Annotated in this window: 25 protein-coding genes and 1 pseudogene; 14 read left to right on the plus strand and 12 right to left on the minus strand. The window is 67.7% G+C overall.

The genetic code is table 11. The features are described 5' to 3' along the window. Positions 1–552: 552 nt before the first annotated feature. Positions 553–1239: a hypothetical protein gene (locus AM590_RS09385; RefSeq protein WP_058827250.1), complete on the minus strand. Its 687-nt coding sequence runs from the start codon at positions 1237–1239 to the stop codon at positions 553–555. A 46-nt stretch (positions 1240–1285) separates the two neighbouring features. Next, positions 1286–2713, minus strand: a complete 1428-nt coding sequence (locus tag AM590_RS09390) for an MATE family efflux transporter (RefSeq protein ID WP_305728226.1) — start codon at positions 2711–2713, stop codon at positions 1286–1288. A 254-nt stretch (positions 2714–2967) separates the two neighbouring features. Here AM590_RS09390 and AM590_RS09395 point away from each other — a divergent pair, with 254 nt between their 5' ends. Further along, the gene (locus AM590_RS09395; protein WP_058827251.1) at positions 2968–5490 is read left to right on the plus strand and encodes a DNA topoisomerase I; all 2523 of its coding nucleotides are present in this window, start codon (positions 2968–2970) and stop codon (positions 5488–5490) included. A 100-nt stretch (positions 5491–5590) separates the two neighbouring features. Continuing rightward, positions 5591–6313, plus strand: a complete 723-nt coding sequence (locus AM590_RS09400; protein ID WP_004044255.1) for a phosphoglycerol geranylgeranyltransferase — start codon at positions 5591–5593, stop codon at positions 6311–6313. Positions 6314–6337: 24 nt separating this feature from the next. Here AM590_RS09400 and AM590_RS09405 read toward each other — a convergent pair whose 3' ends face one another. Together AM590_RS09405 and AM590_RS09410 are read right to left on the minus strand one after the other, a co-directional pair. After that, entirely contained in the window at positions 6338–7096 is a 759-nt protein-coding gene (locus AM590_RS09405; RefSeq protein ID WP_082677705.1) for a DUF4013 domain-containing protein, read from the minus strand. Positions 7097–7169: 73 nt separating this feature from the next. After that, positions 7170–7754, minus strand: a complete 585-nt coding sequence (locus tag AM590_RS09410) for a cupin domain-containing protein (RefSeq protein WP_058827252.1) — start codon at positions 7752–7754, stop codon at positions 7170–7172. Positions 7755–7913: 159 nt separating this feature from the next. Between AM590_RS09410 and aspS the strand changes: the two genes are divergently transcribed. The 6 genes from aspS to AM590_RS20835 all read left to right on the plus strand — a co-directional run bounded on the left by aspS (position 7914) and on the right by AM590_RS20835 (position 12509). After that, complete coding sequence (aspS, locus tag AM590_RS09415; protein WP_058827253.1) at positions 7914–9218, plus strand: aspartate--tRNA(Asn) ligase; 1305 nt, start codon at positions 7914–7916, stop codon at positions 9216–9218. A gap of 338 nt (positions 9219–9556) precedes the next feature. Beyond that, positions 9557–10012 carry an SHOCT domain-containing protein gene (locus AM590_RS09420; protein WP_058827254.1) on the plus strand — a complete coding sequence of 152 codons (456 nt, stop codon included), beginning with the start codon at positions 9557–9559 and terminating at the stop codon, positions 10010–10012. A gap of 54 nt (positions 10013–10066) precedes the next feature. Then, positions 10067–10900 carry a pantoate kinase gene (locus AM590_RS09425; RefSeq protein ID WP_058827255.1) on the plus strand — a complete coding sequence of 278 codons (834 nt, stop codon included), beginning with the start codon at positions 10067–10069 and terminating at the stop codon, positions 10898–10900. A gap of 97 nt (positions 10901–10997) precedes the next feature. After that, complete coding sequence (locus AM590_RS09430) at positions 10998–11753, plus strand: 4-phosphopantoate--beta-alanine ligase (protein WP_058827256.1); 756 nt, start codon at positions 10998–11000, stop codon at positions 11751–11753. A gap of 45 nt (positions 11754–11798) precedes the next feature. Beyond that, positions 11799–12302 carry a hypothetical protein gene (locus AM590_RS09435; protein ID WP_253805916.1) on the plus strand — a complete coding sequence of 168 codons (504 nt, stop codon included), beginning with the start codon at positions 11799–11801 and terminating at the stop codon, positions 12300–12302. A gap of 57 nt (positions 12303–12359) precedes the next feature. Then, positions 12360–12509 carry a hypothetical protein gene (locus AM590_RS20835; protein ID WP_172795786.1) on the plus strand — a complete coding sequence of 50 codons (150 nt, stop codon included), beginning with the start codon at positions 12360–12362 and terminating at the stop codon, positions 12507–12509. 6 nt (positions 12510–12515) lie between these two features. On the opposite strand, the gene AM590_RS09440 is transcribed toward AM590_RS20835, so the two are convergent. Further along, the gene (locus AM590_RS09440) at positions 12516–13589 is read right to left on the minus strand and encodes a molybdopterin-dependent oxidoreductase (RefSeq protein WP_058827257.1); all 1074 of its coding nucleotides are present in this window, start codon (positions 13587–13589) and stop codon (positions 12516–12518) included. Between the two features lie 83 nt (positions 13590–13672). Beyond that, entirely contained in the window at positions 13673–14653 is a 981-nt protein-coding gene (locus AM590_RS09445; RefSeq protein ID WP_058827258.1) for a glutathione S-transferase family protein, read from the minus strand. A 249-nt stretch (positions 14654–14902) separates the two neighbouring features. Here AM590_RS09445 and AM590_RS09450 point away from each other — a divergent pair, with 249 nt between their 5' ends. From AM590_RS09450 to AM590_RS09460, 3 genes are read left to right on the plus strand one after another with little or no spacing between them, the layout of a single operon-like run. Further along, on the plus strand, positions 14903–15937 hold the full coding sequence (locus AM590_RS09450; RefSeq protein ID WP_058827259.1) for a thiamine pyrophosphate-dependent dehydrogenase E1 component subunit alpha: 1035 nt from the start codon (positions 14903–14905) through the stop codon (positions 15935–15937). Continuing rightward, complete coding sequence (locus tag AM590_RS09455; RefSeq protein ID WP_058827260.1) at positions 15934–16944, plus strand: alpha-ketoacid dehydrogenase subunit beta; 1011 nt, start codon at positions 15934–15936, stop codon at positions 16942–16944. Before AM590_RS09450 ends, AM590_RS09455 begins: the two co-directional genes overlap by 4 nt. Next, positions 16945–17958 carry an NAD(+)/NADH kinase gene (locus AM590_RS09460; protein ID WP_058827261.1) on the plus strand — a complete coding sequence of 338 codons (1014 nt, stop codon included), beginning with the start codon at positions 16945–16947 and terminating at the stop codon, positions 17956–17958. Positions 17959–17965: 7 nt separating this feature from the next. On the opposite strand, the gene AM590_RS09465 is transcribed toward AM590_RS09460, so the two are convergent. After that, the gene (locus AM590_RS09465; RefSeq protein WP_058827262.1) at positions 17966–19468 is read right to left on the minus strand and encodes a dihydrolipoamide acetyltransferase family protein; all 1503 of its coding nucleotides are present in this window, start codon (positions 19466–19468) and stop codon (positions 17966–17968) included. Between the two features lie 90 nt (positions 19469–19558). Between AM590_RS09465 and AM590_RS09470 the strand changes: the two genes are divergently transcribed. Next, on the plus strand, positions 19559–20482 hold the full coding sequence (locus AM590_RS09470) for a sulfide-dependent adenosine diphosphate thiazole synthase (RefSeq protein WP_004065032.1): 924 nt from the start codon (positions 19559–19561) through the stop codon (positions 20480–20482). 129 nt (positions 20483–20611) lie between these two features. Here the strand turns inward: AM590_RS09470 and AM590_RS09475 are convergent, their stop codons facing one another. From AM590_RS09475 to AM590_RS09490, 4 genes are all read right to left on the minus strand, one after another. Continuing rightward, on the minus strand, positions 20612–21322 hold the full coding sequence (locus tag AM590_RS09475; protein WP_058827263.1) for a class I SAM-dependent methyltransferase: 711 nt from the start codon (positions 21320–21322) through the stop codon (positions 20612–20614). 10 nt (positions 21323–21332) lie between these two features. Then, positions 21333–22232: a thiamine-phosphate synthase family protein gene (locus tag AM590_RS09480; RefSeq protein ID WP_058827264.1), complete on the minus strand. Its 900-nt coding sequence runs from the start codon at positions 22230–22232 to the stop codon at positions 21333–21335. Then, entirely contained in the window at positions 22229–22816 is a 588-nt protein-coding gene (dcd, locus tag AM590_RS09485) for a dCTP deaminase (protein WP_058827265.1), read from the minus strand. The genes AM590_RS09480 and dcd overlap by 4 nt, the downstream gene beginning before the upstream one ends. A gap of 72 nt (positions 22817–22888) precedes the next feature. Next, positions 22889–23629, minus strand: coding sequence for a Yip1 family protein (locus AM590_RS09490; RefSeq protein WP_058827266.1), 741 nt, complete (start codon positions 23627–23629; stop codon positions 22889–22891). 96 nt (positions 23630–23725) lie between these two features. Between AM590_RS09490 and pth2 the strand changes: the two genes are divergently transcribed. Beyond that, positions 23726–24064, plus strand: a complete 339-nt coding sequence (gene pth2 / locus AM590_RS09495; protein WP_004972937.1) for a peptidyl-tRNA hydrolase Pth2 — start codon at positions 23726–23728, stop codon at positions 24062–24064. Then, positions 24064–25443 (plus strand): tRNA pseudouridine(13) synthase TruD, encoded by a 1380-nt coding sequence (truD, locus tag AM590_RS09500; RefSeq protein ID WP_058827267.1) that lies wholly within the window; start codon positions 24064–24066, stop codon positions 25441–25443. The genes pth2 and truD overlap by 1 nt, the downstream gene beginning before the upstream one ends. Before the next feature lie 28 nt (positions 25444–25471). On the opposite strand, the pseudogene AM590_RS09505 reads toward truD, so the two are convergent. Then, positions 25472–25808, minus strand: a pseudogene (locus AM590_RS09505) (hypothetical protein); the annotation flags it as partial.

Raw genomic sequence — 25808 nt, forward strand, 5'->3', positions numbered from 1 at the left:
TGTCACGTGCTCCAGATTAGTCTAAAATGTACTTAGAGACGTGGACGACCGACTTTTGGTGCTCTATGTACCACCCATTCTGTGCTGGCTTGTTACTGTTCGTATACTTTGGTAGCGAGTCGAGTGTCGATTGAAGCTTTTTCTTTTCACTCTTTTTGACTGCGACGTGAGCTGGCGACTCGTCAATCGCCGATTTGACTGTCTCCCGAATCAACGACTCGTCTGAAATTCGAGAATCAGACAGTGGGATAACTTTCGCACTTTCAGGGGCATCTGGAACGCGACGGCCGATTAATTCGATGTTGCTTCTAACATCACCACTAAATCCGATATGTGGTACTCGGGCATTACATCCGGCCACCAGAATGGTACTGATGGCAGCGGTGGTACCGATAAACTTTCTTCGACTGGGTTTTGGGGACATTGTTTGTTATGTGGTTTGTATTTGACTACTGTATTGCAAAAAATATCGTACGCCAATCAGAGTTGGTCACCCACACACATGGGAGTTTGCTGCTACGAAACGAACGTTTCGCAAGAACATCGTCGGTCTCACAACCAATGGCTCGTGTCACGGCCGAACAGCACCACCGTTCCAACAATTACCGACAGCCACGTGAGAATTGCTTCAACCTGAGGGCTGGACGACAGCAGTTGCGTCTGTTCGGTGTGGTACACGACGAAGTACGCACCGTCTTCTCTGACGATTTGTGCGCCACCGTCTCTCGGCCAGAGTCGCTCCTCGGTTCGGACGCTCCCCTCGCGAATGGCTGTTGCTGTTTGCGGGTATGGTGCTGTTGACGACGAGATGTTTTCTAACGCGTTCGTCGCAGACATTCGTTCTGTCCAGATGGCATAGTGGCCGTCTTCCCAGACGGAGTGGCGCTGGAACACTCGTCCGTCGGCGTACGCGAGATACCACTCATCGGCGTATAGTGGGGCAGAGCTGACGACGATATCGGGGTGGTCGGCTTCGACGCTCCGGTTCAGCGTCATCGCTTCGAGTGCGCAGTATCGAGTCGCCCTGCGGTTGTAGTAACAAGCGAGTCCGTCAACGCCCGAGAGATGTCTGAGCGCTCGTTCGTCCTGAATCACCAACCGATTGTCCTCGACGACGATTTCAGTCGCTTCGTACGTGTAATCGGGACCTGTGAGAGCGAGTGCGGGTCCCCACCACGGGGTGAGAATCAGGACGACAGCGAGCAGGAACCGTGATACTCGGGAGGAGAGCAGTCGCATACCGACTGGCGACGCCGCGTCAGAAAAGTTGTTTCGGCTGTCAGTTTCAGTCGTCGCCCGCCGCCGGCGTCGCCCCGCGGTCGATAACGCCCTCGCGCCACGTGCCGAGTCGGAACCAGACGACTGCGACCGCGAACGAGGCGACCGCGCCAGCGACGTAGGCCCACCAGAGGCCTTCGACGCCCCACGCGAGACCGGAGATGGGACCGATTCCGGGAACCGTGACGGTCCACGCGAACGCGACGGCGAGCGCGACGGGGACGCGGAAAATCCACCGCGAGAGGAACGACAGCGCCATCGCGGCCTTGGTGATTCCCGCGCCGCGGAACGCCCCCTGAATCACCATCACGCCGCCGAAGAACGCCCACGACGGGGCGACGATTCGGAGGAACGTCACGCCCGCGTCGATGACCGGCTGTTCGTCGATAAAGAGGCGCATCGCCTCGGCCGGGAAGGCCACGACGAGCCCCGCGGCGGCGAAGAGCAGCCCCATCGTCCCCGCCATCGCGGTCCACGCGACCGAGGCGGCCCGGTCGGGCGTCCGCGCGCCGAGGTTCTGGCCGACGCCCGTCGCCGTAGCCTGTCCGACGGCTCCCGAGACGGACCACGAGACAGACATCAGGCGCAGGCCGATGCCGTAGGCCGCGGTCGGCGTCGGGCCGAACCGGGCGACGAACGCGGCCATCACGACCGCCGAAAAGCTCCGCGCCCACCCGTCGAGGGTGGCCGGGTAGCCGATGTCGACCAGCTTTCTGAGGCGTTCCGGGTCGGGTCGGAGGTCGGCGAGTCGGAGCCTGACGCCCCAGTCACCGCGCAGGAGGATGTAGACGCCGGCGGCCGTCGCGAACAGGCGGGCGACGAGCGTCGCAATCGCCGCGCCGCGGGTTCCCATCCCCGCAATCGGTCCCCAACCGATGATGAGAATCGGGTCGAGGACGACGTTGAGGCCGGCGGAGGCGACCATGAGCCACATCGCGGTCTTCGTGTCACCCGCGCCCTGGAGCGCCGCCCGAAACGCGAAAAACAGGAACGTGAGCGGGAGCGAGAGGAAGATGATCTCGATGTAGGCGAGCGCCTCGGTGAAGACGGCACCCTCCGCACCGATGAGTTCCAAAAGCGGATATCTGAACGCGAAGCCGGCGACGGCGAGGACGACCGAGACGGCGAGGGTGAGAAGCACCGTCTGACCGACGACGCGGTCGGCCTCGCGGTCGTCGCCCGCGCCGACGTGCTGCGAGACGAGGGCGATGGTCGCGGCGGTGATGCCCATCGCAGTCGAGACGAACATCCAACTCGTCGGGAACATGAGCGAGACGGCGGCGACGGCGTCCGCGCCGACGCGGCCCACCCAGAACACGTCCGCGAGGTTGTACAGCGTCTGGAGGAGGTTCCCCGCGACGAGCGGCCACGAGAGCGAAAGCAGTTTGGGGGCGATTGCCCCCTCGGTCATGTCGATTCGCGAATCACCCGACACGGTCTCAGGTTCGGCGGGTAGGGGTTATCGGTTCTGGTGTCGCGGGCGCTCCGCACCGAGGTCGCGTCCGCGCGAGCGAGCCGGTGAAATTGAAATCCGACGGGAGACGCGGCGTGTGGCGGACGCGTCGGCAGACACACACCTTCGCGCGCGAAGCGCGCTCACCCGCACGCCCGTATCCGCGCGCGTTGAGGCCGCTACGCTCCGAATTCGGCACGAAAGGTTTAGGACAACCCCCATCATATCGCCGCTCAATGAGCAGGGGTCCGGAACTCATCATCACCGAGAAGGACAACGCCGCGAGGCGCATCGCCGACATCCTGAGCGGCGAGACCGCCTCCGCGGAGCGAATGAACGGCGTGAACGTCTACAAGTGGGGCGGCAAGCGCTGTATCGGGCTGTCGGGCCACGTCGTCGGCGTGGACTTCCCGCCGGAGTACAACGACTGGCGCGACGTGGAGCCGGTCGAACTCATCGGCGCGCCCGTCGAGAAACACCCCACGCAGGAGAACATCGTCGCCGCGCTCCGCCGGCTCGCCCGCCGCGCGGGGAACGTCACCATCGCGACCGACTACGACCGCGAGGGCGAACTCATCGGGAAGGAGGCGTACGAACTCGTCCGCGACGTGAACGAGGACGTGCCCGTCGACCGCGTGCGGTTTTCCTCTATCACGAAGCGCGAGGTGACGGAGGCGTTCGAAAACCCCGACGACCTCGACTTCGACCTCGCCGCCGCGGGCGAGGCCAGACAGATTATCGACCTCGTCTGGGGGGCCGCGCTCACGCGGTTCCTCTCGCTTTCGGCCCGCCAACTCGGCAACGACTTCATCTCGGTCGGCCGCGTGCAGGGGCCGACGCTGAAGCTCATCGTCGACCGCGAGCGCGAAATCGAGGCGTTCGACCCCGAGGACTACTGGGAGCTGTTCTCCAAGCTGACGAAGGACGCTGACGGTGACGCCGAGTCCTTCGAGGCGCAGTACTTCTACCTCGACGACGACGGCACCGAGGCCGAACGCGTCTGGAACGAGGAGGACGCAGAGGAAGCCTACCAGACGCTCCTCGGCGTCGAAGCCGCGGAAGTTGCGTCGGTCAACCGCCGCACGCGGACCGACACGCCGCCCGCGCCGTTCAACACCACGCAGTTCATCCGCGCCGCCGGCTCCATCGGCTACTCCGCCCAGCGGGCGATGAGCATCGCCGAGGACCTCTACACGGCCGGCTACATCACCTACCCGCGGACCGACAACACGGTGTACCCCGACGACCTCGACCCGCGCGAACTGCTCGGCGCGTTCGAGGGCGACCGGCGGTTCAAGGAGGATGCCGAATCCCTCCTCGAACAGGAGGAAATCGAGCCCACCGAGGGCGACAACGAGACGACCGACCACCCGCCGATTCACCCGACCGGCGAACTCCCCTCGGCGTCCGACCTCACCGAAGACGAGTGGGACGTGTACGAACTCGTCGTCCGGCGCTTTTTCGCCACCGTCGCCGAGGACGCCGTCTGGGAGCACCTCCGCGTCGTCGCCGAGGTCGAGGGGCTCTCGCTGAAGGCCAACGGCAAGCGCCTGCTCGAAGCGGGCTACCACGACGTCTACCCGTACTTCAACTCCAGCGAGTCGTTCGTGCCGGACGTCGAGGAGGGCGAGTCGCTCGTGCTGTCCGACACGCACCTCGACGCCAAGCAGACCCAGCCCCCGCGGCGCTACGGCCAGTCCCGGCTCATCGAGACGATGGAACAGATGGGCATCGGGACGAAGGCGACCCGCCACGACGTGATTCAGAAGCTCTACGACCGCGGCTACATCGAGAGCGACCCGCCGCGGCCGACCCGCCTCGCGCGGGCTGTCGTGGAGGCCTCCGAGGACTTCGCGAAGCTCATCGTCAGCGAGGAGATGACCTCGCAGCTCGAATCCGACATGCTGGCTATCGCCCGCGGCGAGGCCACCCTCGAAGACGTGACCGAGGAGTCCAAGGAGATGCTCCAGGACGTGTTCGAGGGGCTGATGGAGTCCCGCGAGGAACTCGGAAAGCAACTGCAGGACTCGCTGAAGGCCGACAAGACGGTCGGAACCTGTCCGGAGTGCGGCGGCGACCTCGTCGTCAGAAAGAGCCGCCGCGGCTCGTACTTCATCGGCTGTGACTCCTACCCCGACTGCACCCACACCCTGCCGCTTCCTTCCACGGGGAAGCCGCTCATCATGGAGGAGTCCTGCGAGGACCACGACCTCCACCACATCAAGATGCTCGCCGGGCGCAAGACGTTCGTCCACGGCTGTCCGCTCTGTAAGGCCGAGGAGGCCGACGAGGAAGACGACCTCGTCATCGGGACGTGTCCGGAGTGCGGTGAGGAAGAAGGAGGAGAGCTAGCTATCAAGCGGCTCCGCTCCGGCTCGCGGCTCGTCGGCTGTACCCGGTACCCCGACTGCGACTACTCGCTGCCGCTGCCCCGTCGCGGCGACATCGAGGTGACGGACGAATCCTGCGACGAACACGACCTCCCGGAGCTCCGGATTACCTACGAGGGCGACCGCGAGCCGTGGGAACTCGGCTGTCCCATCTGCAACTACCGCGAGTATCAGGCCCAGCAGAACGGCGAGGGCGGCTCCGACTTGGAGAGCATCAGCGGCATCGGCGCGAAGACCGCCGAGAAGCTGAAAGACGCCGGTATCGAGGACGTGAAGACGCTGAAGGCGTCCGAACCCGACGACATCGCGGCGAAAGTCGAAGGCGTTGGTGCGGATACGGTTCGGAAGTGGCAGACCGCGGCGGACTGAAGAACAAATCGTAACGTCACAGACACGAACCGCCCGATACCACCCGAACCCCTCATTTCATCCGCACGCTTTTTACGCCCCCTCAAGCAAAGAGCGACCAATGAGCTATCCGTGGGAAGACTGGGATCATATCACCAAAATCGACCCTGACAAGGACCTCGTCGACGGCGAGACGTTCGAAGACGTGTGTGAGACGGGCACCGACGCCCTCGAAATCGGCGGCACGCTCGACATCACAGAGGAGAAGATGGAACGCGTCATCGAGGCCACCTCGAAGTACGACGTGCCCATCTACCAGGAGCCGTCGAACCCCGGCGTCGTCATCGACGACGACGCGCTGGACGGCTACCTCATCCCGACGGTGTTCAACGCGAGCGACTCGTTTTGGATCACCGGCGCGCACAAAGAGTGGGTCCGCATCGAAGACGGCCTCGACTGGGACCGCACCCACACCGAGGCGTACATCGTGTTGAACCCCGAGTCGTCGGTCGCCGAGTACACCGACGCCGACACCGACCAGTCCGCCGAGGACGTGGCCTCCTTCGCCCGCGTCGCCGAGAAGATGTTCGGCCAGAAAATCATCTACGTCGAGTACTCGGGCACCTACGGCGACCCCGAGAAGGTCGGCGCGGCGCACGACGCGCTCGACGACGCGACGCTGTTCTACGGCGGCGGCATCCACGACTACGAGTCGGCCTACGAGATGGGCCAGCACGCGGACGCGGTCGTCGTCGGCAACCTCCTGCACGACGAGGGCGTCGACGCGGTGCGCGAGACGGTCGAGGGCGCGAAGGACGCGACCGCCGAACTCGTCGCCGAGTAATCCCCACGGACGCAGTTTCCGCTTCTACGCCGATTCCATCGGCTCGGCCGACCCCGAGTTTGCGTCGCCAGCGCGCGACTCCCGAGTCACGTCCACGCCGAGCGTCGTGGCGTCCGGCGCGCCGCGGCCGAGGAGCGTCGCGGCCGCGACGAGAAAGCAGAACGACGCGGTCGCGGCGAGCGCGGCCCCGGCGACCGGCACCGCGGCGCAGAGGGCGACGAGCAGGCGCGCGACGAAGCCGACGAGCGCGACGGCTGAGGCGACGCGGACGAACGAGCGGTCGAGCGCGAGGTCGCGTGTGACCGGAATCGCCGCGACGAGCGACCGCTCGCGGGCGAGGGCGACCGTCGCGGCCACCGAGAGATACGAACCCGCCAGCGTGGCGACCCCGGCCGCGGCGAGCGTGGCGGTGTCGAGCGGGGAGAGACCGAGAAGCCCGAACATCGCTGGATCGGTCGCGTGCGTGAGCATCGAAAGCGACGGCGAGGACCCCGGAAGGGCGGCGGTCGCGAGGCCGACCGCGGGGAGTTGGAGCGCGACGAGCGCAGCCGAGAGGCGAGCACCGTCGACGGCCATACCGGTGAGGTCGTCGAACGACGGGAGCGCGGTCGCCTCGCGGTCGCCGGCGCGAACGAGGCGGATGACGTAGCCCGCAAGGAGAACGCCCGCGAGCGGCGTGGCGACCGACGCGAGCGTCGCGAGGACGCCGACGAGCGTCGTATCGAACGAGGTGTCTTCGGCGAGCGGAAGGGCGAACGCGGCTTCGAGGTCTGAAACGTCCATGGCCGAGGCGAGGTGGCCGCGGGTTCGGATATAAACCTCAGCATCAGCCGTCGCGGTGGAAGGGAGAAGCGATTCACACCTCGTCGGTCGGCTCACCGTCCCAGTAGCCGACGTCGGCGTCTCGCGGATAGTAGCCGTGGAGCGTCCGGGCGTTCTTGTCGCCGCCCGGCGGCGCGCCGCAGAACACCCCGACTTTGTCGGAGTCCGGGTAGACCGTCACGTCGGGGTGGTTCATGGTCGAGAGCGCGAGGTATCGGAGCGGTTCGTCGCCGTCGTTCTCGATTTGTCTCGCGTAGTCGGCTCCCGCGGGGAGCGCGACGTAGGTGTCCGGTTCGAGGTCGAGGTCGGCCGCGCCCCCTCGTGTCCGGAGCGTGCCGGTTCCGGAGAGCACGTACAGCGCCTCTTCGTTGCCTTCGTGGTAGTGCGTCGGCCACGGACGCTTCCCCGGCGGGACTTCGTAGAGCGAACAGCCGAGGTCGCGGCCGCCGGCGTCGTCCGCGAGTCGCTTCCGGCGGAACGCGAAGCGGTCGCCCCGCTCGCTTTCGGACCAGTCAAGGTCGGCGGCCCGGGCGGCCTCCGGTGCCGGCCCGGACGCCGAGGCGGCGTCGGCATCGGTTCGCGGTTCGTCCGCCGGCCCGTCCGGTGAGTCGGGAGCCATACCGAGAGGACACGTGCCGCGAACTAAGTACCACGGTACCACAGACCCCGTCAACGTGTGTCCCGCGTACGTTCCGCTTCTCGGTGGATTCGACACTCGAACGCGTCCGAGCGAGGCGAAGACACGATGTTTAAGACGAACGGTCGGGAACCACGTCGTATGCGAAACCGAACGTACACGGCCGACGCCGAACCCGGTGACACGGTCACCGTCGCCGGCTGGGTCCACGAAGTTCGTGACCTCGGCGGCATCGCGTTTCTGATTCTCCGGGACACCTCCGGCAAGATTCAGGTCAAGTTCGAGAAAGACGAGATGGACGACGACCTCGTCGAGACGGGTCTCGGCGTCCACCGCGAGAGCGTCATCTCCGTGACCGGCGAGGTCGCGGAAGAGCCCCGCGCGCCGACGGGCGTCGAAGTCACGCCCGAGAGCCTCGACGTCATCGCCGAGGCCGAGGCACAGCTCCCGCTCGACCCCTCCGGCAAGGTCGACGCCGAGCTTTCGACGCGCCTCGACAACCGCACGCTCGACCTCCGCAAGGACGAGGTCAAGGCCATCTTCGAGATTCGCGCCGAGGTCCAGCGCGCCGTCCGCGAGCAGTTCCGCGACCTCCGCGCGACCGAGATCAACACGCCGAAAATCGTCGCCACGGGGACCGAGGGCGGCACCGAGCTCTTCCCCATCACCTACTTCGGCAAGGAGGCGTTCATGAACCAGTCGCCGCAGCTGTTCAAGCAGCTGATGGTCGGCTCCGGTCTGGAGCGCGTCTTCGAGGTCGGCCCCATCTTCCGCGCCGAAGAGCACAACACGCCGCGACACCTCAACGAGGCGACCTCCATCGACTTCGAGTCGGCGTTCATCGACCACACGGAAGCGATGGACGTGTGCGAAGCCGTCGTCACGGCCGCCTACGAGGCCGTCGAGGAGAACTGTCAGGACGAACTCGAAGCGCTCGGTCTCGAAGACGAGTTCGAAGCGCCGTCCGACGAGTTCCCGCGACTCACCTACGAGGAGGCCATCCAGCGCATCAACGCCACGGGCAAGCTCGACGAGCAGCTCGTCTGGGGCGACGACCTCCCCACCGAGGGCGAAAAGGCGCTCGGCGAGGACGTCGGCGAGCACTACTTCATCACCGACTGGCCCAGCGAGATCAAGCCGTTCTACATCAAGGACCACGACGACGACGAGACCCTTTCGACGGGCTTCGACATGATGCACCCGAACATGGAACTCGTCTCGGGCGGCCAGCGTGAACACCGCTTCGACCACCTCGTCGCCGGCTTCGAACAGCAGGGTCTCGACCCCGACGCGTTCGAGTACTACACGAAGATGTTCAAGTACGGCATGCCCCCGCACGCCGGCTTCGGGCTCGGCGGCGAGCGGCTCATCATGACGATGCTCGGACTGGAGAACATCCGAGAGGCTGTTCTGTTCCCGCGCGACCGGCAGCGTCTGAGCCCGTAAGGGCGAAGACGTGGCGAGCTAACGAGGCGAGCGCACGCGAGTCTCGTCAACCCGACAGCGTCTGTCGCCCTAGGCGACGGCGCAACACGAGCGCGGGAACAGGGAGCAACGCGAAGCGTTGCGAGTGGGTTCCCGCGCGATCGCCAGCGTCTGAGCCCGTAAGGGCGAAGACCTGACGAGCTAACGAGGCGAGCGCACGCGAGTCTCGTCAGCCCGCCAGCGCCTGTCGCCCGAGGCGACGGCGCACCACCGACGCGCCTCACTTTTTGCGAAACAGTCGTTATCTCCCGGGCACGTTAGACCACCATGCACGAACGTCGTCGTCGCGAGGGATACCGATGACCAGCCCGAAGCGAATCGTCGACGACGACACCGACGACGCGGCCGACGACGAGGATTCGGCGCTCGAAGAGCTGGTCGCCGGTGTCGTCATGGCGCTCATCTTTCTGGTTGGCTTCGGCCTACTCGCGCTCGGAGAGTGGTGGTTCTGGATCGTCTTCCCGGTCGGCTTCGCGGGCGTGCTCCCCGCCGCGCTCGCCCTCGTCCGCATCTACGAGTCCCGCCGCGGCGGCGGCGGCGCGGACGAGTCGTTGACGACCGAGACCGAAGACGCGCTCGAAACGCTCCGGCGGCGCTACGCGACCGGCGAACTCTCCGAGGAGGAGTTCGAGGCGAAAGTCGAGCGGCTGTTGGAGACGGAGACGGTCGCCGATGCCCGGGAGTCGACCGCGGCACGCCGGCGCGAGGGCGAAGCAGGCGATGCGGAGCGAGAGGCGGCGTTCGACCGCGACTGACGCGGACGCGACGAAACGCAACACCGTTAACCGACCCCCGTCGTAGAACGACCGATGAGCGACGACGCGACGGCGTTCGTGCCCGGTCACGTGACGGGGTTTTTCAGCGCCCACCCCGCCGACGACCCGGCGACCGCCGGTTCCCGCGGGGCGGGGCTGACACTCTCCCACGGCGTCACCGTGACGGTCGAACCGGCGCAGGAGACGACCGTCACCCTCGACGGCGAGGCGGTCGAGATGCCGCCCGTCGCGGACGTGCTTCGGTCGCTAGGCGTGACGGCCGCCGTCGACGCGGAAAGCGACCTGCCGCTCGGCGCTGGCTTCGGTGTCTCGGGTGCGATGGCGCTCGGGGCGGCGCTCGCGTCGAACGCGGTCTTCTCCCGCGGACGCTCGGAAAACGAACTCGTCACCCTCGCCCACGTTGCCGAGGTCCGCGCGGAGACCGGCCTCGGCGACGTGGTCGCGCAGGCCCGTGGCGGGATGCCGATCCGGGTCGAACCCGGCGCGCCGGCCCACGGCCGGATGGACGGCGTCCCCGCGCGCCCCGAAATCGAATACGTCGCGTTCGGCGGCCTCTCGACGGCCGACGTGCTGTCGGGAGACACAACAGCACTCACTACGGCCGGCGAGGCGGCCCTCGAAGCACTCCGCGCCGAGCCGACGCTCGACCGATTTGTCGTCGAGTCGCGGCGGTTCGCCCGCGACGCAGACTTGCTCACCGACCGGGTCGAAGCCGCAGTCGACGACGTGCGCGCGGCCGGCGGCGACGGCTCGATGGCGATGCTCGGCGAGACGGTGTTCGCGGTCGGGTCGGGGCTGTCGGACGCCGGCTACGACCCAGAGCGCTGCCGCGTCCACCCCGCGGGCGCGACGCTGCTGAGTGAGTAGGCGGCCGCGAGGCCCTCTCGGACCGGCCGGAGCGTTTCAGCCACCCAGCCGCCCCGATGAGAAAACGTGTTACTGTCGCGGCGACGATCCACCACCAATGAGCGACATCGAGATTCCCGAGAGCCACCCGAGATACCAGTCGCTTCTCACCCGTCACCGCATCGAAGAGGGCGTCGAGAAGGGTATCACGAGCCGGCAGGGACTCATCGCGCAGGGGCGCGGCGAGGCGTTCGACTACCTCCTCGGCGAGCGGACGATTCCGAGCGCGGACGAGGCGGCGCGGGCGGCCGCGGCGCATCTCCTGCTCGCAGACCACCCGGTCATCTCCGTCAACGGGAACGTCGCGGCGCTCTGCCCCGGCGAAATCGTCGAACTCGCCGCGGCCGTCGACGCCGACATCGAGGTGAACCTGTTCAACCGCACCGACGAGCGCATGCGGGCCATCGTCGACCACCTGCGCGACCACGGCGCGGACGAAGTGAAGGGACTCACCGCCGACGGGCGGATTCCGGACATCGACCACGAACGCGCGAAGGTCGACGCCGACGGCATCGGAAGCGCCGACGTGGTCGTCGTCCCGCTGGAGGACGGCGACCGGGCCGAGGCGCTCGGCGCGATGGACAAAGTCGAAATCGTCGTCGACCTCAACCCGATGTCGCGGTCGGCGCAGGTCGCTACAGTCCCCATCGTGGACAACATCGTGCGCGCGGTGCCGAACATCACCGCTCACGCCCGCGACCTTCGGGCGGCGGAAGCGACGCGCGAGGAACTGGAAGCCATCGTCGCCGACTTCGACGCCGACGCCGCCCTCGACGCCGCCGAGCGGGCGATTCGGAGCGGAAGCGACGAGTGAGGAACGGGAACAAAATCATTTCTGGGCGACACGAGACGTACCGGTATGGACCATCAGCGAACGCTCGTAGTCGTGATGGCGGTCGTCGGTTTCGGAGCCATCGTCGCCGGAGTCCATCAGGAACTGCTCCACGTCGCACCCGGATACGACGGGACGATAACGACGGGATGGGACGGCCGACTCAACCACGAGGAGTACTTGCTGGCGCGACTCGGGGGCGTCGGCGTCGTCGGGGCGCTGGCCGCGCTCCGGTGGAAGCACGCCGCGGGCCTCCCCGTAGCAGTCGGTGGAGTCGAAATCGGCTTTTCGCTCGTAGCCGTGTCCCACTACGTTCGGGACCCGGGACTCTACACCACGGTCCAGACGTTCGACGGGACGACGCGACTCGTCCTCGGGGCGGAACCGTTCTTACTCGTCGTCGGCGGCCTCCTGTTCCTCGGTGCCGGCGTCGCCGCGTGGCGAACTCACGGCGAGCGCGCCGCGGGCGTGCGAGAGTTCGTCGCCGACGCGGGACGCGAACAGCGTCTCGTGGGACTCCGCGACGAGTGAGAACCAGCGACCCCGTCCACAGAAAGCATTTCCACGTTGACAGGCATAGCGACGAGCGTGCCCTCCAGCGATTCGAGCGGGTTCGACGAACCCAGAGCGACGGACGTACAGGACGCGTCGACCGACGACGCGACCGACGAGGACGACGAGCGCGAAAAGACGATTCTGGACCGCTTCGTCGACGTGCTGTGGATTCTCCCGTGGTGAGCGTCGCTATCCGAACCCGCTCACCAGCACCGCGAGCCATTGGGCCGGGTCGCGTCGCCGACGGACCTCGACCGAATCGACCCACTTGACCCACTGGAAGCCGCGGCGGTTCGGCGCGACCAGTCGGAGCGGCGCGCCGTGGCCGTGCGAGAGCGGTTCGCCGCCGACGCGGGTCGCCAACAGCATCTCGCGGGCCTCCGCGATTGGAAACGACCACCGAAAGCCCGTCACCGACCGGACCGTCACCCACCGCGCCGACGAGTGAACACCGGCGCTATCGAGCGCGTCGCCGAGTCTGACGCCGGTCCAGTTCTGCTCGGTGTACCAGCCACTCGTGCAGTCCAAGAGCGCCGACCGCGTCTCGTCGGGCGTGAGGTCGGCACGGTCGAGTTCGAGCGGGCGGTCGACCAGCCCCGAGATGGAGAGCGACCACGAGTCGGCGTCTATCGGGTCGGGGTCGTCGGCGACCCAACTCGTCACCGGGAAGGCGTCGTTGCCCTCACCGGGCGGGAGCGGCCGCGACCCGGTGAAACGACGGCCGACGCCACGGAGCGACCCCACCGTCTCGGTCGCCCGGTAGGTCGCCGCGCCGAAGACGAGTATCGCGCCGTACTGGAGCGCCCGGCGACGCTCCGCGAAGTCAACCGCGCGAGGCGGGCGAAAGCGAGACCGGAGATGGACGAGAAGAATCGGCAGCACGAGCAGGCCGAGGCCGATGTGGACGTTGAGAAGCGTCCAGAAGGCGATTCGAACCTCGACGCCGAGTACCCACGCGACGCCGGTGCCGAGGGCTGCGAGCGCGACGACCGCGAGGAGCACCGAGAGCGCGGTGTGACGGTCGCGGAGCCGCGAGTCGAGCACGCGGTGGCGGACCCGATAGAGTTTGAAGCCGACGAGAACGACGAGCGAGAGGCCGGCGACGCCGTGAGCGACGAACAGGAGGCCGTTGGCCGGGTGGCCAGCCCCGAGGCCCAACACGCCCGAGAGCGTCTCGAAGACGACGAGCGCGAAGATGGACCAGTCGACCGCCCGCGGCGGCGGTTCGAACCGCCGGAGGGCGCGAGCCGCGCGGCTTGCCATGAGAAGTGATAGCGCTTCGAGCGGGAATAGGGTGTCGCGGGAGACGGCGAGAGCGGAGACGAAAACGAGACGGGCGCGGCGGCTCAGTTGTCAGGCGTCAGCGCCGGTGGGAGGTCCGCGTCGAATCGGTCTCTGTCGTGCGGTTCGGAGAAGTCGAGGTCCGGGCCGACGCCGTAGATTCGCTTGGGGTTGATGTCGCCGTGGCTGACGAAGTAGTGCCGGACGATGTGGTCCATGTTGACCGTCTTCTCGATGCCGGGGAGTTGGTAGAGTTCCTTCGTGTAGTTCCAGAGGTTGTCGTACTCGTGGATAGCCTTCTTGTTGCACTTGAAGTGCGTGTGGTAGACGTGGTCGAAGCGAATCAGCGTCGCGAACATCGCGATGTCCGCCTCGGTGAGCACGTCGCCCGCGAGAAACCGCTGGTCGTCGAGCACCTCGTCCCAGTGGTCGAGCGCGTCGAACAGCTCCTCGACGGCCTCTTCGTAGGCTTCCTGGGTCGTCGCGAATCCGGCGCGGTAGACGCCGTTGTTGACCGGCTCGTAAATCTCGTCGATGAGGCGGTCGACCTCCTCCTCGTAGCCGTCGGGGTTGAGGTCCACGTCGTTGTCGGCGAGGGGGTCGAACGCCTCGTCGAGCATCCGCATGATCTCGCGTGACTCGTTGTTGACGATGGTCTCGCGCTCTTTGTCCCACAGTACGGGCACGGTGACGCGCCCGGTGAACTCGTCGTCGGCGCGGAGGTAGATGTCGCGGAGGAACTCCTCGCCGTACAGCGGGTCCGGGAGGTCCTCGGAGAACTCCCAGCCGTCGTCGATGCGGACGGGTTCGACGAGCGACAGCGAAATCGCGTCTTCGAGGCCCTTCAGCGCGCGCGTCATCGCGGTGCGGTGGGCCCACGGACAGGCGCGGCAGATGTAGAGGTGATACCGGTCGGCCTCGACCGGGAACCGCTCGTCCTCGCCGACCCAGTTGCGAAAGTCGGTCGTCTGGCGCTCGAACTCGCCGTCCTCGTTGTTGGCGACGAACTTGTCGGTTCGCCACTCGCCTTCGTAGAGCATGTTCATGCTACCACGACCTGGAGTGCTCGCATGTCCGTTCGTTAGGACGTGAACACCAAAAGTTGGGAGGCGACATCGGTGTAACCGGCCATCTATCGGGGCCGTCGTCGCGTGTCTCAGTCTCATGTAAAAAGTTCGGAATAACTGGTCCGGGCCCATGTAATTCGATTACACAGTCACAGCCGCGCGACTGACTCAGTGAGTGTCACGTTGAGAAAAAGTCATCATAGATTATGGCAATTGTTGGTACGTCACATGGTGGTACTAGACATCGAGACGGAGGATGGACAGCGCGAGGCGCTTCGCCGGATGCTCACGATTCGGGCGTTCGACACGAAAGCGGCCGACCTATTCAGCGACGGCGAACTCCCCGGGTTCGTCCACCTCTACGTCGGTGAGGAAGCGGTTGGGGTCGGCGCGTGTTCGGCCCTCGAATCGGACGACTACATCACGAGCACCCACAGGGGACACGGCCACTGTATCGCGAAGGGACTCGATCCGGACCTGATGATGGCCGAACTGTTCGGGAAGGCCAACGGCTACTGTAACGGCAAAGGCGGGTCGATGCACATCGCGGACGTCGACGCGGGGATGCTCGGGGCGAACGGCATCGTCGGCGCGGGGCCGCCGCTGGCGACGGGTGCCGCGCTCACGTCGCACCTGAAAGGCGAAGACACCGTCGCGCTGGCGTTCTTCGGTGACGGCGCGGTCGCACAGGGGCAGGTCCACGAGGCCATCAACCTCGCGGCGACGTGGGACCTCCCGGCGGTGTTCCTCGTCGAGAACAACCAGTACGGCGAGGCGACACCCGTCGAGAAACAGCACAACGTCCAGAATCTCAGTGAGACCGCGGAGGCGTACAACATCCCCGGCTTCACCGTTGATGGCATGGACATCACTGCCGTCTACGAGGCCGTCAAGGAGGCGCGCAAGCGGGCCGCCGACGGTGAGGGACCGACGTTCATCGAGGCCGAGACGTATCGGTACCACGGGCACTTCGAGGGCGACCAACAGCCGTATCGGACCGAAGAAGACGTAGCGATTTGGAAGGACCGCGACGCCATCGAGTCGTTCAAGCGACGACTCGTGGATGCGGGGACGATAACCGGAGCCGAGTTCGACGAGATGAAAGCCGAAATCGACCAGCAGATCGAAGACGCCGTCGGGAAGGCGAAAGACGCGGCGTACCCCGACCCGAGCGAGGCGTACGAGGACATGTTCAACGCGGCCGTCCCGGAGATTAGCGACTTTTCCAGCGGGATGCGGGCCGACGGAGGTGAAGACCGATGAGCACAGAGACCAGCAGCGGAACCGGCCCGGACCGGACGAAGGAGATGACCATCAGGGAGGCGATTCGACTCGCCCTCCGCGAGGAACTCGAACGCGACGACGACGTGTTCGTCATGGGCGAGGACGTCGGCGCGTTCGGCGGCGTCTACGAGGTCACGGGCGACCTCGTCGAGCAGTTCGGCGAGGAGCGCGTCCGCGACACCCCCATCAGCGAGGCCGGGTTCATGGGCGCGGCGGTCGGCGCGGCGGCGACCGGGACGCGACCGGTCGTCGAAATCATGTTCTCGGACTTCATCGGCGTCTGCTCCGAGCAGATAATCAACCAGATGGCGAAGAACCGCTACATGTTCGGCGGCAAGACGGAGATGCCCGTCACCGTCCGAACGACCGAAGGCGGCGGCAGCGGCGCGGCCAGCCAGCACTCCGGGACGATTCACACGTGGTTCGCCCACTTTCCCGGCGTGATGGCCGTCGCGCCCGCGACGCCGGCGTCCGCCAAGGGGCTCCTGAAGTCGGCCATCCGGTCCGACGACCCGGTCATCGTCTTCGAGAACAAGCAGATATACGAACAGAAGGGCGAGGTGCCGCTCGACGACGACTTCACCATCCCAATCGGCACCGCGAGCGTCGAACGCGAGGGCGAGGACGTGACTGTCGTCGCCACCCAGCGCATGGTCGGCGAATCGCTCGAACTCGCCGAGGAACTCGCCGGACAGACGAGCGTCGAGGTCATCGACCTCCGGTCGCTCTACCCGATGGACACCGACACGCTGGTCGAGAGCGTAAAAAAGACCGGGCGCCTCGTCATTGCCGACGAGAGCCCGCTGTCGTACGGGACTCACGCCGAGGTGGCGACGCGCGTCATGGAGAACGCGTTCTACAGCCTCGACGCCCCCATCCAGCGGGTCGGCGTCGCCGACGTTCACATCCCTTTCAGCCCCGCGCTCGAAGAGGAAGTGCTCCCCCACGGCTCCGACGTGGAGGCCGCAATCAACCGCATCGTGTAAGTGACGACCGCTATCGGACTCGTCGTCAACCCCGCCGCCGGCCGCGACATCCGCAGGCTCACCGGCGGCGCGAGCGTCAGTAACAACTACGCGAAACGCCGCACCGCGGGCTGCGTCCTCGCGGGGCTGACGCTCGTCGACGACGTGGACGTGCTCGTCATGCCCGACAGCACGGGGCTCGCCGACCGCATCGTCGACGACGCGCCCGACGACCTCGGCGTCGAATTCGTGGACATGACGGTCACCGCGTCGGGACGGGACAGCCGAGCTGCCGCGGCCCACTTCGCGGACCACGCCGACGCCGTCGTCGTCCTCGGCGGCGACGGCACGACGCGAGACGTGGCCCAGACTATCGGCGACGTACCGGTCGTGAGCATCTCGACGGGGACGAACAACGTCGTCCCGACGCCCGTCGACGGCACCGTCGCGGGCGCGGCCGCCGGCCTCGTCGGCAGCGGAGCAGTCCCCGCGGCGGAGGCGACCACGCGCCACGGGACCGTCGAGGTCGACGTCGTCCGGTCCGAAGAGACGACGGTCATCCGCGGACTCGCGACCGTCGGCGTTCTCGACCGCCCCTTCGTCGGCACGCGGGCGATTCTCGACCCGAGCGACATCGTCGGCGGTGTCGTCTCGCGGTCGTCGCCCGCGGAAATCGGGCTCTCGGGCATCGCCGGCGGTCTCGTCACGCACCGACCGGACGACCCCGGCGGCGTCGGCTTCCGGCTGTCCCGCGATGGCGAGAGCGGAGCGACCGCCCCGGCGACGAGGGTCAAGGCGATTACCGTCCCCGGAAACCTCTCGACGGTCGACGTGGCCGAACACCGCGTCCTCGACGACGGCGAGGACTACGCGTTCGAGGTGGACCGCGGAGTCATAAGCGTCGACGGCGAGCGAGAACACGAGGTTCGGGACGGAACCGTCCGCCTCCGTCCGGTGAGCGACGGCCCGCGACTGGTCGACGTCGAGTCGGTCCTCGAACGGGCGGCCGACGAGGGCCGCTTCAGGCTCGGGTGAGCCTTTTTCACCGCCCGCCGGCGGCGATGACGAGCGACCACGGATTCTCGACGTGTTCGACGAGCGTGCCGAGCATGCGGGCGGCGTCCGCCCCATCGACGATGCGGTGGTCGAACGACAGCGAAAAGGAGATAACCCGCCGGACGGCCACGTCGCCGTCGTCGGTCGGCACGGCCTCCCGGCGAATCGTGTTGACGCCGAGGATGGCGACCTGCGGCGGGTTGATTATCGGGTCGAACGACTCGACGCCGAGGACACCGAGGTTCGAGACGGTGAACGTGCCCCCGGAGAGGTCGTCCATCGTGAAGTCACCCGACAGCGCCCGCTGGGTGACCTCGGCGCGGGTCTCGGCGAGTTCGGCGAGCGACAGGGAGGCCACGTCGCGGACGACCGGCGCGATGAGCCCCTCGTCGATGTCGACCGCGACGCAGACGTTGTGTTCCCCGTGGAGCCTGTGGACGCCGTCCTCGAAGGTCGCGTTGAACGCGGGGTGTTCGTCGAGCGACGCCGAGAGGGCGAGGAGCAGCACGTCTGTTATCGATACGTCCACACCGAGGGCGTCGTCGGCGGCGTTCGCCGCGGCGAGCAGTTCCTCCGCGTCGGCACGGCGGTCGATCGTGACGTGGACCGCCTCGCGGTAGCTCTCGCCGAGGCGGTCGGCGATGGTGCGGCGCATCCCCGACAGCGGCCGTTCCGTTTCGACCGGTTCGCTTGCGGCGGTCGCGTCGGTCGCGTCGTCGCCGGCGGCCGCGGAGTCGGTTGCCGCCGCGCTCGCGCCGCCCGCCGCCCGCACGTCGGATTCGGTGATGCGGCCGTTCTGTCCCGTGCCCTCGACCGCCGCGATATCGACGCCGAGTTCGCGGGCGAGGCGACGGGCGCTCGGCGGGGCGAACACGCGCTTTTCGGCCGCTGCGGCCGTCGTTCCGGCGTCGTCGGTCTCGGCGGGCGTCGCGGAGTCCGCGGCGGCCTCCACGTCGCTCTCGGTGATTGCCCCCTGCGGACCGGTGCCCTCGACGGCTGTGAGGTCGACACCGAGGTCGTCCGCGAGCCGCTTCGCGCGCGGCGACGCGCGGACCTCGCCGTTCCCCGTCTGCCCGTCAGACCCGCTCGACCGTCGCTTCGTGACCGACGAAGCGTCTCCGCCACCGGACGCCGCCGCCGTCTCGGTCGTCTCGGCCGCACCAGAGTCCGCCGCCGCGTCGTCAGTCGCGGCGGGTTCGTCGCCGCCCTCACCGACGCCCGCATCCGCCTCCAACCCGGAGATGTCCTCGTCCGCGCCGGCGACGATGGCTATCGCGCCGCCGGGCGCTGTCGACTCGCCCTCCGCGAGGACGACGCGCCGCAGGACGCCGTCTTCCTTGGCGTCTATCTCCGCCGTCGTCTTCTCCGACTCGATTTCGGCGATTGGCTCGCCCTCGGTGACCTCGTCGCCCTCCGAGACGAGCCACGCCGAGAGTTCGCCTGACTTCATCTCCAGTCCCAGTTTGGGCATCTTGACTACGTACGCCATGGCAGTAATATACACAATAGAACGTGATATACCTAGGTCGCCGTGAGAGCGACCAACAGGTTTTACTACTAGGTGGTATCACTAGGTGATATGTCGTTCGACGGCTTCACCGACGCGACAGAAGCACAGGTCACACGCGCAATCTCCGACTCGTGGATGGAGGAGTTCCGCGAGCGCACCGACACGGAGGTCATCGTCGTGGGCGGCGGCCCCTCCGGGCTCGTCGCGGCCAAGGAACTCGCCGAGCGCGGCGTCGACGTGACCATCGTGGAGAAGAACAACTACCTCGGCGGGGGCTTCTGGCTCGGCGGCTTCCTGATGAACAAGGTGACCGTCCGCGACCCGGCCCAGCGCGTCCTCGACGAACTCGGCGTCCCCTACGAGGAGAGCGACGAGGCCGAGGGGCTGTACGTCGCCGACGGCCCGCACGCCTGTTCCGCGCTCATCAAGGCCGCCTGCGACGCCGGCGCGAAAATCCAGAACATGACGGAGTTCACCGACGTCGTCCTCCGCGAAGACGACCGCGTCGGCGGCATCGTCATGAACTGGACGCCAGTCCACGCGCTCCCGCGCGAACTCACCTGCGTCGATCCTATCGCGGTCGAGTCCGACCTCGTCCTCGACGCGACGGGCCACGACGCGGTCGTCCTCTCGAAGCTCTCCGAGCGCGGCGTCCTCGACGTGAACGGCATCGAACACGCCAAGGAACACAATACGGGCATGGACAAGACCGCCGACGGCGAGTACGGTGCGCCCGGCCATGACTCGCCCGGCCACGACTCCATGTGGGTCTCTGAGAGCGAAGACAGCATCGTCGACGCGACGGGTGTCGTCCACCCCGGCGTCGTCGCCTCCGGGATGGCCGTCGCCACCGCGCACCACCTGCCGCGCATGGGGCCGACGTTCGGTGCCATGTTGCTGTCCGGGCGACAGGCGGCGCAGTCCTGTCTCGACGAACTCGGCCGCGACGCGCCCGAGGTGAGCATCTCCGGTCCCGCCCCGGCCGACGACTGACTGCCCCCCTTGCGGTCCGATTGTCGGCTCCCCCGACGCCTCTGACACTTTTTCGGGTCGCTCCCGACCCGTTTTCGACGTATCGTAAACTCCCCAGAAGTAGCAACAGCGCGGCGCTCGAAACGGCTCTTACTCAACCACGCCCGCACGAACCCGCGCGAAGCCGAGTGCGTGCGTCGTCTCGTGGGTCACCCGACACCGCGATTCGAGCGCCCGGTGGGCCGCGACGAGCCGACGGTTCAGCAGCTTCGTCGGCGACGCGCGCATCGTGCGCGACCCCGGTGGCGCGGTGACGCGGACGAGCGCCCGAAACACCGGGTTGAGCGGTCGCCAGCGCCGGTCGGTCGTCTCCGCGAGGTCCACGAGACAGAGCCGCCCGCCGGAGCCGACGAGGTCGACCCACGACGAAACCACGGCCGCGGAGTCGTCGAACATCCCCGAGACGAAGGTGGCGAGGACGGCGTCCGGCGATTCATCGAGTTCGGGTGCGACCGGCGGGCGGGTCGCGTCGGCGCGGACGAGGTGGACGTTCGGGTACTCACGGGTCCGCTCGCGGGCCACGTCGAGGACGCCGGGAGAGAAATCGATGCCGACGACGGTTCCCTCGGGACCGACGCGCTCGGCGAGGTACGGCAGGTTCGCGCCCGTCCCACAGCCCATCTCGATGACCGTCTCGCCCGGGGCGAGCGTGAGCGCGTCGGCGGCTTCGGTTCTGACGCTCCCGACACCAGGCGCGCGACGAGCGAGCGCGTCGTACAGCGTCGCCCACCGGGTGTAGAACGACTGGGCGACAGACGACGGAGAGCGGGAACGAGAGCGAGAGGAGGACTGTTCGGTCATAAGACGGACCTCAGAGCAGGACGCGGACCACGTCGGCGACGGCGGGCGCGTCGGGACCGAGGATGTACGTGATGGGTTCGATGCCGTAGCCGCCGCTCTGGTAGACGACGAACGTCTCCGGGAGGTCGCGGGCGGTGAGGAGTTCGCGGACCGGGTCGGTCGGCGCGTCCGGGTCGAACTCGATGCACTCGTAGCCCGCGGCTTCGAGGTCTTCGATGACGCCCGCGTCGTAGACGATGTTGAGCGCGGCGTTCACGTCGGCACCGGCGGCACGGGCCGAAAGCAGGACGCCCGCGACGTGGCCGCTGACGCCGAACTCGGGTTCGCCGGGGACGGTCGCCTGCCCCTTCACGTCGAAGATGCGGCCGGGGATGGCGGCGATATCGTCCACGCTGTCGGCGTCCGGCAGCGACTCTACGAGGTTGGAGCCAACGTTCGGGATGAGCCCCGCGAAGCCGGAGGTGTTCGTGAGCATGCGGAGGCCGCGGCGGACCGACGAGCGGACCTGTTCGACGGTTCGAAGGCGGCCCTCGGGGTCGTGGATGCTCCGGAAGCCGTCGTGGGAGGCGAGTTCGGGCATCTCCTCCTCGTGGAGGTCGGACAGCAAGTCGCCCTCTTCGAGTTGGCGGATGAGGACTTCGGCCTCAACGAGCGCCTGCACGGGCGTCATGTCGCCGGTGGCGAGGCCGTCGCCGACGCGGGAGACGAGGTCAACGACGCGGGGGTCGGTGGCGACCCGCTCGTTCGTGGTGACCTCGCTGTGGGCGTACTTCGAGACGGCGCTCTGGCTGATGCCGAGCGCCTCGGCGACCTCGGACTGGGTGAACCCGCGGTCGCGGAGGTCCTCCGCGAGGAGCGCGCGGAACGTCGGGAGGAACGCGTCCACGACGATTTCCTCGATGAACTTCATTCGTCGCCACCGAACTCGGGGTCGGAACTGAGCCGCGACGCCTGCGGCCCGCGCTGACCCTGATACTTCGAGCCGCGTTCGACCCCGTAAGGGCGGTCCGCGGGCGACTTCATCTCCGTGAACACGAGTTGGGAGATGCGCATGCCGGGGGTGAGCGCGACCGGCGCGGTGCCGAGGTTCGACAGTTCGAGCGTGATTTGCCCCTCGTAGCCGGGGTCGACGATGCCCGCAGTGGCGTGGATGACGACCGCGAGGCGGCCGAGCGAGGACCGCCCCTCGACGGTCGCCAGCAGGTCGGCGGGAATCTCCACGCGCTCTTTGGTCGTGCCGAGGACGAAGTCGCCGGGGTGGAGGATGAAGTCGTCGCCCTCCGGGACGTACGTCTCGCGGACGTACTCGGAGACCTCGCTCTCGCGGTTCGGGTGGATACAGGAGATGTTCGTGCGCTGGAACTCCAGGAATTCGGTGCCGAGACGGAGGTCGACGCTCGCGGGCTGGACCTGCATGTCCACGTCGTCTATCGGGTCGACCACGAGGTCACCCTCGGCGAGGCGAGCGAGGATGTCCGAGTCGGAAAGTATCATACTCGAAGGGAGCGCGTCGCGGACAAGTAAATCCACCTTTCGACGGGCGACAGCGCCCCGCTTCGACGCCGCTCAGAGGAGTTCGAACAGGAGGCCGACGAGGCTCAGGCCGACGGTGACGACCGCGGCCGACTCGACGTCGAGGTCGCGGGCGCGGGCCATCCCGTAGGTCCGGACGTACGTCGCCCACGCGACCGTGATAACCACGACGACTCCGCTGACGAGGCCGAAGCCGGACAGCGCGGACTGCATCGCGGTGACCGCGGCCTCGGGCGTCGACGGGAGGTCGATTCGCGGGAGGGCGTAGGCGAGGTAGCCGGCGAGCGCGATGGCGCGGGCCGCACTCGGGACCATCCCCCACGCGGCGACCGTCAGGGACTCTGCGAAGCCGCCCTCGCCGCCGACGAGCGACGTGCCGAGGTGGAGTACCGCCCCTTCGAAGAGCCAGAACAGCGGCACGCCGACGAGCATCGCCCACGGGACCCACGAGATTTCCTGCCAGACGAGGTCGCCGAGGCGCTCGTCGAGCTGTTCGGGGACCGAGGGGTCGCAGCCCGCGGGCGCATCCATGTCGGCGAACGGGCCGCCCTCTTCGTAGTTTTCGCACATCCAGTCGGGGGCGTGTTCAGGGTTATCGACGCTGACCTGCTGGTCGAGCTGTTGGGTGAACGTGACGAGGATGCCGCCGGTGGCGGCCGCGACGACGAGCGTCACGAGCGCGACGACGGCGAGCGCCCGCCCGATGTCGAGCGGTCGCGGCCGCGACGCGAAGTACTCGCGCGGCTTGCGGAGGGGCGTTCGGGGACCTGCCATCGGTCGAACCACGGAGATATCAGTGAAATGTCTTCTGCCCCGAACGCGACGCCCGCGATGGGAGGACATTTACCGCGTCGGCGGGGAGTAGCGGGCATGAAACAGGCCATCGTCGCACGCGCCGACCTCGGCATGGGCCGGGGGAAGCTCGCCGCGCAGGTCGCCCACGCCTCGCTGTCCGCCTACGAGGACACCGACTCGCAGACCCGGAAGCGCTGGAAGGGCGAGGGACAGAAGAAGGTCGTCCTCAAGGCCAACGGCGAGTCGGAACTGTTCAAACTCGCCGACAAGGCCGAGCGGGCGGGCATCCCCCACGCCATCATCCGCGACGCGGGGCACACGCAACTCGACCCCGGCACGGTGACGGCGCTGGCCGTCGGCCCCGCTGACGACGAATCGGTCGACCGCGTGACCGGCGACCTCTCGCTGTACTGATGCGCGAGGCACACCCGCTCGAACGCGCGGTCGGTATCGACAGCTACGTGAGCGACGCCGACGGCGTCGGCGGCCGCCTTCGGGTCGCCCCCGAGGACTTCCGCGTGCGCGAACTCGAACTCGACTCGCTGAACGTCCGCCCGCCGGACGCCCCGACCGGCGACTTCCCGAACCTCGTCCTCCGCGTCACCCTCCGCGGCTGGGACACCAACGACTTCGCGGGCCGGCTCTCGGACGAACTCGACGCGAGCAGAGAGCGCGTCTCGTGGGCCGGCACGAAGGACAAACACGCCGTGACCACCCAGCTGTTCACGGTCAACGGCGGCGACGCCGACGACGTGCCCGAGATTCCGAACGCCGACATCGAGGTCGTCGGTCGCCTCGGCCGCACGCTGAACTTCGGCGACCTCGCGGGCAACGGCTTCCGAATCCGCGTCCGCGACCCCGAGAACCCCGACAACGCCGCGGCCGTCACCGACGCGCTCGCCGAGTTCGGTGGCCGCGAGGACCGCGTGGGCGTCCCGAACTTCTTCGGGCACCAGCGGTTCGGCAGCATCCGCCCCATCACCCACAAAGTCGGCCTCCACGTCGTCCGCGGCGAGTGGCGCGAGGCCGTGTTGGCGTACTGCGGCGGGCCGACCGAGGACGAACCCGAGGAGACCCAAGAAGGCCGCGCCGTCGTCGACGAGGAGGCCGCGTCGGCCGACCCCGACTGGCACCGCGCGCTCGACCGGATTCCGGGCTACCTCGGCTACGAGCGCGGCATGCTCCACCGACTCGCCGAGGACGGCGCGGAGACCGACGAGGACTGGCGCAACGCGCTCGAATCGGTCCCGTCGAACCTCCAGCGACTGTTCGTCAACGCCGCGCAGTCCTACGCGTTCAACCGGATGCTCTCGGAGCGCCTCGACCGCGGCCTCCCGTTCGACGAACCCGTCGAGGGCGACGTGGTCTGCTTCGCCGACCGCGACGCGCCCGAGGGACTGGAACTCCCCGACGTGAGCCGGCTCCAGACCGCGACGGGCCGCCGCGTCGAGGTCATGAGCCGCCACATCGAACGCGGCCGCGCGTTCGTCACGGCCCCGCTCGTCGGCACCGACACCGAACTCGCCGAGGGCGAACAGGGCGACATCGAGCGCGCCGTCCTCGACGACCTCGACCTCGAACCGGGCGACTTCGACCTCCCCGGCAACTTCCGGTCGACCGGGACGCGCCGGGCGATTCTCGTCCGCACCGACCTCGACGTGGACCGCGAGCGCGACGACGCCGACGGCGCTGGCGACGCTGATGACCTCGTCTTCGACTTCGCGCTCCCCCACGGCTCGTACGCGACGGCCGTGATGCGCGAGTATCTGAAGGCCGGCCCGCTCGACCTCTAGAACGGAACGCGAGACGCGAACCTCGAAGCTACTGTTCTACGGCGCTCGCGGCGGGGCTGGCTCCCACCTGTCGCCTCGCGTCCGCGGTGCGCGTGGTCGCGTAGCCGATGGCCGCGAACGGAAGCGAAAAGAGCGTCGCGGCGACTGCGAACCCGAGCGCGAGACCGACGGTTCCCAGCTGGAAGCCGGCGGCCTCCGCGGCCGGCGGGAAGTACGACCACGCGGGGACGGCGAACGCGAGCGCCGAGACCGTCGCGCCGAGGCGGAACCGACCGCGGGCGCTGGCGACGCCGAGCGCGTAGCCGACGGCCAGCGGGAGCGCCAGCGTCGCGGTCCGGGCGACCGAGGGACCGGCGACGAGCGAC

Origin of the sequence: Haloferax sp. Q22 (assembly GCF_001482285.1) — an archaeon.
Taxonomy (GTDB): domain Archaea; phylum Halobacteriota; class Halobacteria; order Halobacteriales; family Haloferacaceae; genus Haloferax.